The organism is Klebsiella sp. PCX (assembly GCF_021869705.1).
Taxonomy (GTDB): Bacteria; Pseudomonadota; Gammaproteobacteria; order Enterobacterales; family Enterobacteriaceae; genus Klebsiella; species Klebsiella quasipneumoniae.
This window is the reverse complement of record NZ_CP091527.1, coordinates 880034-894539: the sequence shown is the minus strand read 5'-3', so window position 1 is coordinate 894539 and position 14506 is coordinate 880034. Positions and strand designations below refer to the sequence as shown.

Sequence of the window (14506 nt, the reverse complement as noted above, 5' to 3'; positions counted from 1 at the left end):
CCCCTCCTCACCCGCCTCTAATATTTACCATTATTATTTTATATAAAATAAACCTTATATATATCGCAATACATAAATCCAATAAATAAATTAAACCCGTACTAACAGCCTTTCCAGAAAAAAACAATAAAATATCCCTAATGATATATTGCAAAATAAAAAACAGCCTTTTAGAATCCGTTGAAAATATATCTACTTCATGGACTGAAATTGTGAATATCTCGCTGACTCTTCGTATTATTCCACTCGCCGCTACGTTATTAGCCGGCTGTAGCAATACCGCCTCTCGCCAGCAGGTAAAACCGCTCACCACTCCGCTAACGTCACAGCAGCAGGCAGAACAGGAGCGCGCGGCTAGCGAACAAGCGCGTATTGAATCCTGCCGACAGGCGCTGGACTCGCTAAAAGAGGTTAACCCACAGCAGGCAACCAAACTCAGCAATGACTTCAATGCCTTAGTGCGTGCGGCATCACAATACAACAGCGTGCGCGAGAAGGTGGCGGATCCCACCCGGCTTGGCATTGACTCCATGTATCAGTTTAAATCCATCAAACTATGCGCCGATATCCAGAAAACGCTGATCGATAGCCTGGTACAGCGGGGTGAAAGCAAACAGCCATGAACAGAGCCGCCACGCTGACCCTCAACGCGCCCCTGCTGATGCTCGTCGCGGCGCTGGCGCTTTCAACACCGTTCTTCGCCGGCGCCGCGCCGGCGTTTCTTGACTACGCCCAGCAACAAACCCAGGCGCATGAAAAAAGCGATGCTGCAACCGCAAAGCAAACGTCAGGCGATCGTCAAAATGCGGATAATAAAAAAAAGACGCCTAATACCGCGCAATTGCAAAAAAGAATCGCCAGCCAGCAGGCGACCATTGAGCAAAAAGATAAAACTATTCAGCAATTAAAAAAACAGCTTGCTAACACTCCGGCTACCGAAACCTCCATCGCAAATGAGCAAACGGCATTAAATAACAAAATAAAAGAATTACAGGTCGCCTTAACCGCCGCCACCGCGAAAAATGAGGCGTTAATAAAAAAAGAAAGCACAGCCCAGAATACTATTCTGCAGCAAAGTCAGGCCGCCGCGCTGCAGCAGATCCAACAATTAACGTCACAGCTTCAGCAAGCCGAAGCTGAAAATAAACGGCTCAGCGCCAGCCTCACCGCTATGAATACGGATAAACAGACGCTCGCTACCCGGTTGGCCGCGATGGAAAAAACGCAGCAGGCCGCTCCTGACCACGCAAAAGCCCTCGCCGCCGATAAGCAGTCGTTAACCACCCGGCTGGCCGTGATGGAAAAAGAGAAGCAGACCGCTCTCGACCAGGTCAAAGCCCTTAACGCCGATAAGCAGTCGCTGACAAACCGGCTCGCCGCGGCAGAGAAGACGCAGCAGACCACCCTCGACCAGGTTAAAACCCTTAACGCCGATAAGCAGTCGCTGACAAACCGGCTCGCCGCGGCAGAAAAGACGCAGCAGACCACCCTCGACCAGGTTAAAACCCTTAACGCCGATAAGCAGACGCTGGCTAACCGGCTCGCCGCGGCAGAGAAGACGCAGCAGACCGCTCTTGATCAGGTCAAAGCCCTTAACGCCGATAAGCAGTCTCTGGCTAACCGGCTCGCCGCAGCGGAGAAAGCGCCATCGAGCCGCGCCGATGCCGCCGTGGCGGCAAAAGATGAGCCCCCCGAGATGGCGGCCATAGTGGCGGCCTATCGCCTGCAGGCGGACAAAGATAACGCCCAGCTGCGGATGAAAGAGGATGCAATCCAGCTGCTGCGGACGCAGCTGACGGTCCCGCCGAGAAATACCACCGGCAAAACCGCCGCCAAACTCAGCGCGCCAGGTGAACAGCAGGCTTACGCCATCGGCGCCTCGATGGGTACAGAGGCGCTTAATGTCCTCACGACTCGTCGCACTCAGGGGGTTAACGTCGACGCTGGCCTGGTGCTGCAGGGCATCGAAGATGCTTTCAGCGGCCAGCTTCGCCTCGGCGAACAGGAGCGTAACAAAGCGCTGTTTGACATTTCACAGCAGGTTTTCCAGAACCTGAATAAAATCGAGCAGAAAAACATCAGCGCCGGTCAGAAATACCAGCAGGCGTTTGCGCGCAAAAAAGGTGTGGTCTTCAAAGAGGGCGTCTACAGCCGTATCGATTACCCGGGTAAAGGAAAAATTAGCGGCAACGATCTGGTGACCGTGGTGATCAAAGAGATGCTGACGGACGGAACGGTGATCAATGATATGGAGACGAAAGATCAGGCGCTTACCCAGAAACTGGATGCCTATCCCCCGGTATTTCGCGGGCCGCTGAAGCGCCTGCAGAACCACGGCTCCGTGACGCTGGTCGTCCCGCCCGACAAAGCCTATGGCAGTAAAGGGTTGCCACCGAAGATCCCCCCAGGCGCCACCATGGTCTATTCCGTGCGGATAGTGGATAGCCAACCCGCGCCGGCAAAATAGCCCTGTCTCCCCACCGCCCTCTCCGGGCGGTGCTGTTATTCCTGCCGCATTGCTGCAATAACCGCCGTGCATCCTCATCTATAGTTGTCTATGATGTTGCACTCGTTTTACGGGTGTAACAGATGTTAACGAAGGAGGAGCCTCACCGTGGCCGATAATCCACTGTGGCATGAAACGCTGCATGACCATTTTGGTCAGTACTTTAGCGTTGATAACGTGCTGTACCACGAAAAAACCGATCATCAGGATCTGATCATCTTTGACAACCGCGCCTTTGGCCGGGTGATGGCGCTGGATGGCGTCGTGCAAACCACCGAACGCGATGAGTTTATCTATCACGAAATGATGACCCACGTGCCGCTGCTGGCTCACGGCAACGCCAAGCATGTCCTGATCATCGGCGGCGGCGATGGCGCGATGCTGCGCGAAGTCTCTCGTCATCGCAGCATCGAAAGCATCACCATGGTGGAAATCGACGCCGGGGTGGTCTCATTCTGCCGCCAGTACCTGCCCAACCATAGCGCCGGCGCCTATGACGATCCGCGCTTTACGCTGGTAATTGATGATGGCGTCAATTTTGTTAACCAGACGACGCAAACGTTTGATGTGATCATTTCGGACTGTACCGACCCTATTGGCCCGGGGGAAAGCCTCTTCACCTCGGCTTTTTATGAAGGCTGCAAACGCTGCCTGAATCCGGGAGGGATTTTCGTTGCGCAGAACGGCGTCTGCTTCCTGCAGCAGGATGAAGCGGTCGGTAGCCATCGCAAACTGAGCCACTATTTTCGCGACGTCAGCTTCTACCAGGCGGCGATTCCGACCTATTACGGCGGGATAATGACCTTTGCCTGGGCGAGCGACAACGAGGCGCTGCGCCATCTTTCCAGCGAAATCATTCAGGCGCGCTTTCACAAAGCCAACCTGACCTGCCGTTACTACAATCCGGCAATCCATACGGCGGCCTTCGCCTTACCACAATATCTGCATGATGCTCTGTCCGCACCGTGAAGCGAAATAAGGGGGTGAACTAAATTGAAAAAATTGAAGCTGCACGGCTTTAACAACCTGACCAAAAGCCTGAGTTTTTGTATCTACGATATCTGTTACGCCAAAACGGCAGAAGAGCGCGACGGCTACATCGCCTATATCGACGAACTTTATAATGCCAATCGCCTGACAGAGATCCTGAGCGAAACCTGCTCTATTATTGGCGCTAATATCCTGAATATCGCCCGCCAGGATTATGAACCCCAGGGCGCCAGCGTGACCATTCTGGTAAGCGAAGAGCCCGTCGACCCGCGGCTTATCGACCAGACCGAACACCCCGGCCCGCTGCCTGAAACCGTGGTCGCCCATCTCGATAAAAGCCATATCTGCGTGCATACCTATCCGGAGAGCCACCCGGAAGGCGGCCTGTGCACCTTCCGCGCCGATATCGAAGTCTCTACCTGCGGGGTTATTTCACCGCTCAAAGCGCTGAATTATCTGATCCACCAGCTGGAATCGGACATTGTGACCATTGACTACCGCGTGCGCGGCTTTACCCGCGACATCAATGGGATGAAGCATTTTATCGATCATGAAATCAACTCAATTCAGAACTTTATGTCTGACGATATGAAGTCGCTGTATGACATGGTCGACGTCAACGTTTACCAGGAAAATATCTTCCATACCAAAATGTTGCTCAAGGAGTTCGACCTTAAGCACTACATGTTCCATACCCGACCGGAAGAGTTGACCGCTGAAGAGCGCAAGGTCATTACCGACCTGCTGTGGAAAGAGATGCGCGAGATTTACTACGGCCGCAATATTCCTGCCGTGTAATGCCTCAAATGCCCGGCGGCGCTTGTGCTTGCCGGGCCTGGGTTCTGCGCCGGCTGGTAGCCGGGGCAAGGTACTCGTCGCGACCCGGGGATGTGCCCTGCGCACGCGACGCTTAGCAAGGCTACGCTTTTCCGCAGCCCGGCGCAAAATAAGTCATCAACGCTGCTGCATAAACTCACGATAGGCGGCAACTACCTGCAGGAAATCCTCAATGCCGCACAGAGAGAGGCTTTCTTCATCGTAGTAGCTCATCCCCTCCTCGATTTCGTCGCCGGAAAATTCCAGCTGATTGGCGCGGATCATCACCTCTTCGCCATCCAGCCACAGCGTATATTCATGTCCGGCACGCTGCCAGGAACGTTCACTGCCTTTCACGGTGCGCGCAGCCTGCTCCACTTCGTCAAGCAGAGCAAGATTGTCTTTCACCTCCTCGTTGAACCAGTGTCCAATCGCCTCGTGATCCATCGACATTCGCACCTTTACCACTCCGGTAATATCGCGCAGAAATTCGTAGTCCATAGTCTTTTCCTCTGCAAGGGCAATGCGTCACCGCTGCACTGTACCCATGGAGTAATTATCGCAGCAGACCGAAAGAAAAAAAGCGTAACAGGCAGGAGGTTTGGAAATAAAAATGCCCGGTGATGCAATGTTCACCGGGCATTGAGGAGTTTGTAGCCAAACGGTCAGCCAGGCTGACCGATTGGTTTTACACCGCGGTCTGGAAGATCACGCCGTCAGCTTTTTCAGTGTACTGATCCAGCTGGTTGAAGTTCAGATAGCGATAGGTATCTTCCGCTGTCTTATCCACCTGAGCCACGAAGGTCTGGTACTCTTCCGGCGTCGGCAGTTTACCGAGCAGAGAAGCTACCGCCGCCAGTTCGGCAGAGGCCAGATAGACGTTAGCGCCGGTACCTAAACGGTTCGGGAAGTTACGGGTAGAGGTGGAAACCACCGTCGCGCCGTCGGCCACGCGCGCCTGGTTACCCATACACAGGGAACAGCCAGGGATTTCGATACGCGCCCCGCTCTTACCAAATACGCTGTAGTAACCTTCTTCGGTCAGCTGCGCGGCGTCCATACGGGTTGGCGGCGCCACCCACAGGCGAGTCGGCAGCTGGCCTTTGTGGCTGTCCAGCAACTTACCGGCGGCACGGAAGTGGCCGATGTTGGTCATGCAGGAGCCGATGAACACTTCGTCGATCTTCTCGCCCTGCACATCAGACAGCAGGCGGGCATCGTCCGGATCGTTCGGCGCGCACAGGATAGGCTCTTTGATATCAGCCAAATCGATGTCGATTACTGCCGCGTATTCCGCGTCAGCATCGGCTTCCAGCAGCTGTGGATCCGCCAGCCATTTTTCCATACCCTGAATACGACGCTCCAGAGTGCGGCGATCGCCGTAGCCTTCGGCAATCATCCACTTCAGCAGGACGATGTTGGAGTTCAGATACTCAACGATCGGCTCTTTGTTCAGCTTGATGGTGCAACCTGCAGCAGAACGTTCAGCAGAGGCATCGGTCAGCTCGAACGCCTGCTCCACTTTCAGATCCGGCAGGCCTTCAATCTCAAGGATGCGGCCAGAGAAGATGTTTTTCTTACCTTTCTTCTCAACGGTCAGCAGGCCCTGCTTGATGGCGTACAGCGGGATAGCGTGAACCAGGTCGCGCAGCGTGATCCCCGGCTGCATTTTACCTTTGAAACGCACCAGCACCGATTCCGGCATATCCAGCGGCATCACGCCGGTCGCGGCGGCGAAGGCCACCAGACCAGAGCCCGCCGGGAAGGAGATCCCGATGGGGAAACGGGTATGGGAGTCGCCGCCGGTACCCACGGTATCCGGCAGCAGCATGCGGTTCAGCCAGGAGTGGATAACGCCATCGCCCGGACGCAGCGAGACGCCGCCGCGGTTCATAATGAAGTCCGGCAGAGTATGGTGCGTGGTGACGTCAACCGGCTTCGGATAGGCCGCGGTGTGGCAGAAGGACTGCATCACCAGGTCAGCGGAGAAGCCCAGGCACGCCAGGTCTTTCAGTTCATCACGGGTCATTGGACCGGTGGTGTCCTGAGAACCGACGGAGGTCATTTTCGGCTCGCAGTAGGCGCCCGGACGGATACCGGCAACGCCGCAGGCGCGGCCAACCATTTTCTGCGCCAGAGAGAAGCCGCGGGTGCTTTCCGCCACGTCTTTCGCCTGACGGAAGACATCGCTGTGCGGCAGACCCAGCGCTTCGCGCGCTTTGGTAGTCAAACCGCGACCAATGATCAGCGGGATACGGCCGCCGGCGCGCACTTCGTCGATCAGCACATCGGTTTTCAGCTCGAAGCTGGCCAGCAGTTCGTTGGTTTCGTGGTTACGCACTTCGCCTTTGAACGGGTAAACGTCAATCACGTCGCCCATGTTCAGGTTTGACACATCCACTTCGATAGGCAGCGCGCCTGCATCTTCCATGGTGTTGAAGAAGATTGGCGCGATTTTGCCGCCAAGGCACAGGCCGCCGCCACGCTTGTTCGGCACGTTCGGGATATCGTCGCCCATAAACCACAGCACCGAGTTGGTGGCCGATTTACGTGAAGAGCCGGTCCCGACCACGTCGCCAACGTAGGCCAGCGGGTAGCCTTTCTGCTGCAGGGCTTCGATCTGTTTGATCGGGCCAACCACGCCCGGCTGATCCGGTTCAATGCCTTCGCGGGCGTTTTTCAGCATCGCCAGGGCGTGCAGCGGGATATCCGGACGCGACCAGGCATCCGGCGCCGGAGACAGGTCATCGGTGTTCGTTTCGCCAGTCACCTTGAAAACGGTAACGGTGATTTTCTCTGCCAGCTGCGGGCGGTTCAGGAACCACTCAGCGTCGGCCCAGGATTGCATGACCTGTTTTGCGTGCTCGTTACCTGCTTTCGCTTTCTCTTCCACGTCGTAGAAGTTATCGAACATCAGCAGAGTATGGGAGAGCGCTTTCGCGGCGATCGGCGCCAGTTTCGCGTCGTCCAGGGCATCGATCAGCGGGTGGATATTGTAACCGCCCTGCATGGTGCCCAGCAGTTCAACGGCTTTTTCAGGGGTAACCAGGGGGGAGGACGCTTCGCCTTTGGCGATCGCGGCAAGGAATCCAGCTTTAACATAGGCGGCTTCGTCAACGCCCGGCGGTACACGATTAATCAGCAGGTCTAACAGGAATTCTTCTTCGCCCGCAGGCGGGTTTTTCAGCAGTTCTACCAGCGCGGCCATTTGGGTTGCATCTAAGGGTTTGGCAACAATCCCCATGGCGGCACGCTCAGCTACGTGCTTACGGTATTCTTCTAGCACGACGGTTCTCCTCGCTTCTCATTGTCATAATGCGGCCTACACGTCTTCAATCAATCTGCTTCGGTATTGGCAGTTTGCCGCCTTGACGCATCTTGAAGGATTTAGTGGCTGGGCGATTTTCTTCACGCTCCTGTGAGACAGCAGTTTGTAGGGTAAATGCCCGATACCGCGTCGGCAGCATAGCAGGATTTTTGAAAGGTGTTAATCTGTTTACAAAAAAGCAACATTAAAATTTAGCTGAATCGTTAAGGGCAGGATATTGCAGGCTTTCTGTTCAAATCCCGCGACAAAAATTCCTTTCCGCGTACAACGCCATGGGCCGATCCCAACAATCATCAATAAAAAGCCATACCGCTTACTTATACTCAGCAAACGCGCCGTTTTCGCCGATACTTTAGCGAGATGGGTTACTTTTTGGGTCAGGAGCTTCTATGTCACTGCCGTTCAAACCCCATATTATCACCCTGCTCTGTAGCGCTGGCTTACTCGCGGCGGCGGGAACACTCTATGTGCAAAGCCGTACTCCAGAGACGGTCACTCAGCCGACGGCGCAGCCTGCGCCAGCGCCAACGCCAGCCGCACCCGCCGCCGCGGAGCCGGTGGCCGCCACCTACACCCAGGCGCAGATTGACCAGTGGGTTGCCCCCATCGCGCTCTACCCGGACAGTCTGCTGTCGCAGGTGCTGATGGCTTCCACCTACCCGGACAACGTCATGCAGGCGGTGCAGTGGTCCCAGGATAACCCCACCATGAAAGGGGATCCCGCCGTTCAGGCAGTTGCCAGCCAGCCGTGGGATCCCAGCGTTAAATCGCTTGTCGCTTTCCCGGCCCTGCTGGCGATGATGGGCGAGAATCCGCCCTGGGTGGAAAATCTCGGTAATGCGTTTTTGGCCCAGCCGCATGATGTGATGGACTCGGTGCAGCGTCTGCGTGACATCGCCCAGCAGACAGGGACGCTGAAATCTACGCCGCAGCAAAAAGTGATTGTCGCCGCAGCGGCGCCTGCGCCGGCCTCCACCTCGAAAAGCAGCACGGTAACAACGTCAACGACCAGCGCGGCGGCGCCCGCACCGACGCAGGTCATAAAAATAGAACCGACCGATCCACAGGTGGTCTATGTTCCCAACTACAACCCCTCCACCGTCTATGGTACCTGGCCGAACAGCGCCTATCCTCCGGTCTATCTGCCGCCGCCTCCCGGGGAGCAGTTTACCGATAGCTTCGTCAAAGGCTTCGGTTACAGCCTGGGCGTGGCGACCACCTGGGCGCTGTTCAGCAGCATCGACTGGGATGATGATGACCACCACCATCACGATGACGACTACCACCGCGGCGATTACTCGCATAACGGCGATAACATCAATATCAATGTGAATAACTTTAACCGCATTACCGGACAAAACCTGCCGGGCGACCGCGTAAACTGGCAGCACAACCCCGCCTATCGCGGTCACGTGCCATACCCCGATAATACCGTCGCCCAGCGCTTTCATCAGACCAACGTATCCGGCGGACTGAGCGCGACCCAGCATGCGCCGGTCGATCGTGAGGCGCAGCGCCAGGCGGCGATGACCCAGCTTCAGCAGCGCAGCGCGCCGACCGCCACGGCGGGCAACCTGGCGGCAAACACCGCCTCGCGCGATGCCCAGCGTCAGGCGGCCTCGGCGCAGTTGAAACAAGCCACCCAGCGCAGCAACTACCGCGGTTACGACAGCGAGCCGACATCGACCCAGCAGCGTCGAGACGCGGCGAAAGCGCAGTTGAAAAACCCGACGCCGCAGCAACAACAGCGTAGGGAAACCATTAAGAGCCGCGAGCAGAATACTACACCGCAGCAGCAACAGCGCCGGCAGCAGCTCCAGTCCGCCGCGCCAGCCCAGCGTCAGCAGACGGTCAGTCATCTGCGCGCCAGCGCCCTTAGCGGCAACGAAAGCCGCGCCCCCTCCTGGCAAGCGCAGCAGGAACGGGGACGGCAGAGTCGTCAGTTTTCCAGCGTAAACCGCGAGCAGCGCGACGGCGCCAGAGAGCGTCTTTCTGAACACCATGAACTACGCCGCCGCTGAGGATGAGCAGAATGAGAAACCCATTATCAATTGCCCTGTTCACGTTAATGCTGTCGCCGCTTGCCGCCTTCGCCCAGCAGCAGTATGCCACCCCCGAGCAGGCCGCAAACGCGCTGGCCGAGGCGATCGGCCAGCAAAATGACGCGGCGCTGAGTGAAGTGCTTGGCGATAACTGGCAGCATTTTTTACCCCCCGACGGGATCGACCCCACTGCCGTCGACCGCTTCCAGCGCGACTGGCAGGTGAAACATGTGATTGTGCAGCAGGGTGAAAAAGCCTGGCTCGACGTCGGTAGCGAAGCATGGCGGCTGCCCGTCCCCATCGTCAAAGCATCCCAGGGCTGGCGCTTTGATATGGCCGCTGGCGAAGAAGAGATCCTCACCCGCGCTATCGGCCGTAATGAACTGTCGGCGATAGCCGCCATGCATGCCTACGTTGACGCCCAGCAGGATTACTATCAACTGAACCACCGCTGGGCGCAGAAAATCATCAGTAGCGAAGGCAAAAAAGATGGTCTGTACTGGCCCACCTCGCCGGGCGAAGCGCCAAGTCCGCTTGGGCCAGCCTTTAGCCCGACGGTTCCCGGCAGCGGCTACCATGGCTACCGCTTCCGCATTATCACCGGTAGAGATGAGCAGAGCGTCGCCCTGCTGGCGTGGCCGGTGGCGTGGGGGGAAACCGGCGTGATGAGCTTTATGATCGATCAGCACGATACCGTTTATCAGGCCAATCTCGGTGAAGAGAGCGCGGCAAAGGCCCAGGCGATAACGCGCTTTGCCCCCGACGCTGACGCCGGCTGGCAGGTGGTCAACCCATAAAAAACGCCCGGTTACGTACACGCAACCGGGCGTTTTCATTCACTTAGCCCTGGTGGGGCATCAGCGACGGATCGCCGGCAAAGGCTGGTTTCGTACTGGACAATGCCGATTCGTCAGCGCTGATGCTGCCGGAATTCGCCGCCCATACTCCTTCACTGGTCTTGGTCACTTGCTGATGCTGAGCATTCAGATCCTGGCCCATCGCCGCAATATGGGTCGTTTCCGTACCACCGCTGTTATCCGCCCACGGAATCGTGGCGTCAGCCGCGCAGGCGACACCGGATAAGCACGCTGCTGCGACCAGCGCTGTGGTTAAAAAGCGTTTCATCACACACCTCATTGATATCGTTAACTACCTATAAGTTTACAGAGTGACTATTTACAAAGTATGTATGAGGTGTAGCGGTTTATGAATAGCGACATAGTTCTAAACATCAGGCATAAAAAAAGCGGCTCCGGGAGCCGCTTATGCTTTTTGCCTGAAAGAAAAAGTTACTTTTTCTTCGCTTTGGCGTTCGGCAGGTCGGTGATGCTGCCTTCGAAAACTTCTGCCGCCAGGCCAACAGACTCGTGCAGAGTCGGGTGAGCGTGGATAGTCAGCGCGATGTCTTCAGCGTCACAGCCCATCTCGATAGCCAGGCCGATCTCACCCAGCAGCTCGCCGCCGTTGGTGCCGACAATCGCGCCACCGATAACACGGTGGGTCTCTTTGTCGAAGATCAGTTTGGTCATGCCGTCTGCGCAGTCGGAAGCGATAGCACGGCCGGAAGCAGCCCACGGGAAGGTGGCGGTTTCGTAGCTGATGCCTTTCTCTTTCGCTTCTTTCTCGGTCAGACCCACCCATGCCACTTCTGGCTCGGTGTAGGCGATCGATGGGATCACTTTCGGATCGAAGTAGTGCTTCAGGCCGGAGATAACTTCTGCGGCAACGTGACCTTCGTGGACGCCTTTGTGCGCCAGCATCGGCTGACCGACGATATCGCCGATAGCAAAGATGTGCGGCACGTTGGTGCGCATTTGTTTGTCAACGCGGATGAAGCCACGATCGTCAACTTCCACGCCCGCTTTGCCTGCGTCGAGGTTTTTACCGTTCGGTACGCGGCCGATAGCCACCAGCACGGCGTCGTAACGCTGTGCTTCCGCCGGCGCTTTTTTGCCTTCCATGGAAACATAAATACCGTCTTCTTTTGCTTCAACGGCAGTCACTTTGGTTTCCAGCATCAGGTTGAATTTCTTGCTGATGCGTTTGGTGAAGACTTTCACCACATCTTTATCGGCAGCCGGGATGACCTGGTCGAACATTTCAACCACGTCGATCTCTGAACCCAGCGCATGGTATACGGTACCCATTTCCAGACCGATGATACCGCCGCCCATGACCAGCATGCGTTTCGGCACAGATTTCAGCTCCAGGGCGTCGGTGGAGTCCCATACGCGCGGATCTTCATGCGGAATAAATGGCAGTTGAATCGGACGGGAGCCCGCCGCGATGATGGCGTTGTCGAAGTTGATCACGGTTTTGCCGTTTTCGCCTTCCACTTCCAGGGTGTTAGCGCCGGTGAATTTACCCAGACCGTTAACCACCTTCACTTTACGCCCTTTGGCCATGCCAGCCAGACCACCGGTCAGCTGAGTGATGACTTTTTCTTTCCAGGTGCGGATCTTGTCAATGTCAGTTTTCGGTTCGCCGAAAACGATGCCGTGTTCGGCCAGCGCTTTCGCTTCTTCGATAACTTTTGCCACGTGCAGCAGCGCTTTAGAAGGGATACAACCCACGTTCAGGCACACCCCACCGAGGGTGCTGTAACGTTCTACGATGACGGTTTCCAGACCTAAATCAGCGCAACGGAAGGCTGCAGAGTAGCCTGCAGGACCTGCCCCAAGTACCACGACCTGAGTTTTGATTTCAGTACTCATCATGACCTCTGTAATTTATATCCGGCGGGTCTGACGCTATTATTTTTACGCCCAAGTCCACCGGGACGTTCTATCCGCGTGTATTTTACAAAATTGTTAACAATTTTTAAACAACAAACGGCAAACGATTTTGTCCTTTGTTGCTGATAATCCCAAACAGCCTGAGGTTATCAGAAAAAAGCCGGCCGTCAGGCCGGCTTTTTCAATTACATCACCAGGCGGCGAATGTCGCTCAGGGTGTTGTTGATGATGGTAATGAAGCGGGCACCATCAGCACCGTCGATGACGCGGTGGTCGAAGGACAGAGAAATCGGCAGCATCAGACGCGGCACGAACTCTTTACCATTCCATACCGGCTCCATCGCGGACTTAGACACGCCGAGGATGGCCACTTCCGGCGCATTAACAATCGGCGCGAAGTGGGTGGTACCCAGGCCGCCGATGCTGGAGATGGTGAAGCAACCGCCCTGCATTTCGCCCGCCGTCAGTTTGCCATCGCGCGCTTTCTTCGAGATGGTGGTCAGTTCACGAGACAGCTCGGTGATGCTCTTCTTGTTCACGTCTTTAAAGACCGGAACCACCAGACCGTTCGGGGTATCCACCGCCACACCGATGTTGATGTATTTCTTCAGTGTCAGACGCTGACCATCTTCGGAGAGCGAGCTGTTGAAGCGCGGCATCTGCTCAAGCGCAGCGGCCACGGCTTTCATGATGAAGACAACCGGGGTGAATTTCACGTCCAGTTTACGCTTCTCAGCTTCGGCGTTCTGCTGCTTACGGAACGCTTCCAGATCGGTGATATCGGTTTTGTCGAAGTGGGTAACGTGCGGGATCATGACCCAGTTACGGCTCAGGTTGGCACCAGAGATTTTCTGGATACGGCCCAGCTCCACTTCTTCGATTTCGCCGAACTTGCTGAAGTCAACCTTCGGCCATGGCAGCATGCCCGGGATACCGCCGCCAGCGGCAGCAGCAGGCGCCGCTTCAGCACGCTTAACAGCGTCTTTCACGTAAGCCTGAACGTCTTCGCGCAGGATACGACCTTTACGGCCGGTGCCTTTCACTTTCGCCAGGTTAACGCCGAACTCGCGCGCCAGACGGCGAATCAGCGGAGTGGCGTGGACGTAAGCGTCGTTTTCAGCGAATTCGGTTTTACCTTCCGCTTTCGCAGCCGGTGCCGCGGCAGGCTTAGCGGCCTGAGCCGGAGCTGCAGCCGGTGCCGGCGCAGCCGCCTGAGCCGGTGCGGCGGCAGGCGCAGCGCCTTCCACTTCGAAGACCATGATCAGGGAGCCGGTTTTGACTTTATCGCCGGTGCTGATTTTGATCTCTTTGACGGTGCCCGCGAACGGCGCCGGCACTTCCATAGACGCTTTGTCGCCTTCGACGGTGATCAGGGACTGCTCAGCAGCCACTTTATCGCCGACTTTTACCATCACTTCGGTCACTTCAACTTCGTCGCCGCCGATGTCCGGTACGTTAACGTCTTTCGCACCACCAGCCGCAGCTGGAGCAGCCGCCGCCGGAGCAGCAGCCTGAGCAGGTGCGGCAGCAGGCGCAGCGCCCGCCACTTCGAAGATCATGATCAGGGAGCCGGTGGACACTTTATCGCCGGTGTTGATCTTGATCTCTTTCACGGTACCCGCGAACGGCGCCGGCACTTCCATCGAGGCTTTATCGCCTTCGACGGTGATCAGAGACTGCTCAGCCGCAACGGTATCGCCCACTTTCACCAGAATTTCAGTGACTTCAACTTCGTCACCGCCGATGTCCGGCACGTTCACTTCTTTCTCTGCCGCGGCAGCTGCTGGAGCAGCGGCGGCCGGAGCGGCTTCTTTCTTCTCTTCCTGCGCAGGTGCAGCGGCTGCTGCACTCTCGGCGGAATCGAAAATCATAATCAGTTTGCCAGTCTCGGTTTTATCGCCGACGGAGACTTTAATCTCTTTCACGACGCCAGCCTGCGGAGACGGGACTTCCATAGAGGCTTTATCGCCTTCTACGGTGATCAGCGACTGTTCAGCTTCAACTTTGTCGCCCACTTTGACCAGAATCTCGGTGATTTCAACTTCATCAGCCCCGATGTCCGGTACTTTGATTTCGATAGCCATTATTC

The 14506-nt window shown here is 56.3% G+C and carries 11 protein-coding genes; 6 read left to right on the top strand and 5 right to left on the bottom strand.

Features of this window, described 5'->3' with window-relative positions; genetic code table 11:
- Window positions 1–212: 212 nt before the first annotated feature.
- The 4 genes from GQR96_RS04115 to speD all read left to right on the top strand — a co-directional run bounded on the left by GQR96_RS04115 (window position 213) and on the right by speD (window position 4294).
- Window positions 213–623, top strand: a complete 411-nt coding sequence (locus GQR96_RS04115; RefSeq protein WP_065904213.1) for a hypothetical protein — start codon at window positions 213–215, stop codon at window positions 621–623.
- A gap of 590 nt (window positions 624–1213) precedes the next feature.
- The gene (locus GQR96_RS04110) at window positions 1214–2467 is read left to right on the top strand and encodes an FKBP-type peptidyl-prolyl cis-trans isomerase N-terminal domain-containing protein (RefSeq protein ID WP_164877792.1); all 1254 of its coding nucleotides are present in this window, start codon (window positions 1214–1216) and stop codon (window positions 2465–2467) included.
- A 147-nt stretch (window positions 2468–2614) separates the two neighbouring features.
- A complete protein-coding gene (gene speE, locus GQR96_RS04105; RefSeq protein WP_004204376.1) occupies window positions 2615–3475 on the top strand; it encodes a polyamine aminopropyltransferase in 861 nt (286 codons plus the stop codon).
- Between the two features lie 24 nt (window positions 3476–3499).
- The gene (gene speD / locus GQR96_RS04100; protein WP_004204375.1) at window positions 3500–4294 is read left to right on the top strand and encodes an adenosylmethionine decarboxylase; all 795 of its coding nucleotides are present in this window, start codon (window positions 3500–3502) and stop codon (window positions 4292–4294) included.
- Between the two features lie 156 nt (window positions 4295–4450).
- Here the strand turns inward: speD and yacL are convergent, their stop codons facing one another.
- Both yacL and acnB read right to left on the bottom strand, forming a co-directional pair.
- On the bottom strand, window positions 4451–4813 hold the full coding sequence (gene yacL, locus GQR96_RS04095) for a protein YacL (RefSeq protein ID WP_023319739.1): 363 nt from the start codon (window positions 4811–4813) through the stop codon (window positions 4451–4453).
- Between the two features lie 187 nt (window positions 4814–5000).
- Window positions 5001–7598, bottom strand: coding sequence for a bifunctional aconitate hydratase 2/2-methylisocitrate dehydratase (acnB, locus tag GQR96_RS04090; RefSeq protein WP_017901168.1), 2598 nt, complete (start codon window positions 7596–7598; stop codon window positions 5001–5003).
- Window positions 7599–8029: 431 nt separating this feature from the next.
- Between acnB and GQR96_RS04085 the strand changes: the two genes are divergently transcribed.
- Together GQR96_RS04085 and GQR96_RS04080 are read left to right on the top strand one after the other, a co-directional pair.
- Entirely contained in the window at window positions 8030–9661 is a 1632-nt protein-coding gene (locus tag GQR96_RS04085) for a DUF3300 domain-containing protein (RefSeq protein ID WP_065904211.1), read from the top strand.
- An 11-nt stretch (window positions 9662–9672) separates the two neighbouring features.
- Entirely contained in the window at window positions 9673–10479 is an 807-nt protein-coding gene (locus GQR96_RS04080) for a DUF2950 family protein (RefSeq protein WP_004204369.1), read from the top strand.
- A gap of 43 nt (window positions 10480–10522) precedes the next feature.
- On the opposite strand, the gene GQR96_RS04075 is transcribed toward GQR96_RS04080, so the two are convergent.
- The 3 genes from GQR96_RS04075 to aceF all read right to left on the bottom strand — a co-directional run bounded on the left by GQR96_RS04075 (window position 10523) and on the right by aceF (window position 14501).
- Window positions 10523–10807 (bottom strand): hypothetical protein, encoded by a 285-nt coding sequence (locus GQR96_RS04075; protein ID WP_004204367.1) that lies wholly within the window; start codon window positions 10805–10807, stop codon window positions 10523–10525.
- A gap of 164 nt (window positions 10808–10971) precedes the next feature.
- A complete protein-coding gene (lpdA, locus tag GQR96_RS04070) occupies window positions 10972–12396 on the bottom strand; it encodes a dihydrolipoyl dehydrogenase (protein ID WP_002888731.1) in 1425 nt (474 codons plus the stop codon).
- Window positions 12397–12602: 206 nt separating this feature from the next.
- On the bottom strand, window positions 12603–14501 hold the full coding sequence (gene aceF, locus GQR96_RS04065) for a pyruvate dehydrogenase complex dihydrolipoyllysine-residue acetyltransferase (RefSeq protein ID WP_065904209.1): 1899 nt from the start codon (window positions 14499–14501) through the stop codon (window positions 12603–12605).
- Window positions 14502–14506 lie beyond the last annotated feature (5 nt).